Here is a 1,301-nt window from a genome sequence, read left to right as displayed (position 1 = left end):
GCAGCGCAACTCGCTGCCCATACAGGACAATCTATCGTGCAATCTCTTTCATCCAGTGCAGACATCGAAGCTGCTTATCGCTTTGTTCGTAACGAGCATATCAGCCCGGCAGCGATTGCTGAGGCTGGCTTTGCTTCAACAGTCCACGCCTGCGAAGCATTTGACTGTTTATTGGCTTTAGAAGACACCACGTCTTTGGCGTTCTCGCACCAAAGCGTCGCAGATGAACTTGGTCACACCACTTCGCACAAAAACTCCAGCGGCCTTGAAGCGCATTCGGTTATATTGTTTGCGCCAGGTGCGCAGCAGGTGGTTGGGCTTATTGAACAGCACCGCTGGGCGCGTGACCGCGAGGCGCATGGTCAGAAAAAACAACGCGCAAAACGCGCCTATGAAGAGAAAGAAAGTTACAAGTGGCAGCGAGCGTCACAAGCGATGGCCACACGACTGGGGCCACAGATGTCTAAGGTCATTTCGGTCTGTGACCGTGAAGCCGATATCATCGAATACCTGCGTTATAAAACCGATACCCAACAACGATTCATTGTGCGCTCAATGCAAAGCCGATGTATTGAAGAAGACCAGAACAAACTCTATGCGTTCAGCGAGACGCTGCACAGTGCCGGCGAACGGGTAGTACAGGTTCAGCAAAAAGGCGGCCGCAAAGCCAGAGCAGCCCGCTGTGATATCCGCTTTGCAGCCGTCACGGTACAGGTTCCAGCCAATAAAACCGGACAGCCGGTGCCGATGTTTTATGTGGGCTGTCAGGAAAAAGACACCGCAGATGGCCTCTGTTGGCACCTGTTGACCAATGAGGTCGTCACAACAGCCCGGCAGGCGCAGCATATTCTCGAGTGCTACGAACGTCGTTGGCTCATTGAAGACTTCCATAAATCCTGGAAAACAGGGGGGACACAGGTAGAAAACTTAAGGATGCAAAGCAAAGATAATCTGGAGCGAATGATTGTCCTGCTGGCCTTCATCGCCACGCGCATTCAGCAGCTGCGCTGCTACGGGCGTCAGGCTGAGCAGGCAAAAAATCTATCCTGCGAAAGCCTGTTAAGCCCATTGGCCTGGAAGCTTTTATGGCTAAAGACTGAGAAAAACAAACCACCCAAGCAAGTCCCAAGTATGCATTGGGCATACCTAAGTTTAGGCCGATTGGCAGGCTGGAATGACAGCAAACGAACCGGGATTGTTGGCTGGGAGCGGTTATGGGAAGGATGGTTTAGATTACAAACCATCCTTGAGGGATATCACCTTGCCTTGTCTCTTGAGCAGGAAATGTGATCAAGAGACAG

At 51.8% G+C, this 1,301-nt stretch carries 1 protein-coding gene; it reads left to right on the top strand.

Annotation, left to right across the window (positions count from 1 at the left end; translation table 11 throughout):
- On the top strand, positions 1-1,290 hold a 1,290-nt coding region (locus KCG43_RS21250; RefSeq protein ID WP_218387450.1), incomplete at its 5' end, for an IS4 family transposase.
- Positions 1,291-1,301: the final 11 nt, after the last annotated feature.

This window comes from Photobacterium sp. WH24 (assembly GCF_019204055.1).
Lineage (GTDB): Bacteria > Pseudomonadota > Gammaproteobacteria > Enterobacterales > Vibrionaceae > Photobacterium > Photobacterium arenosum.
The sequence above is the reverse complement of the archived record's forward strand: the minus strand, read 5'-3'. Positions and strand labels throughout refer to the sequence as shown.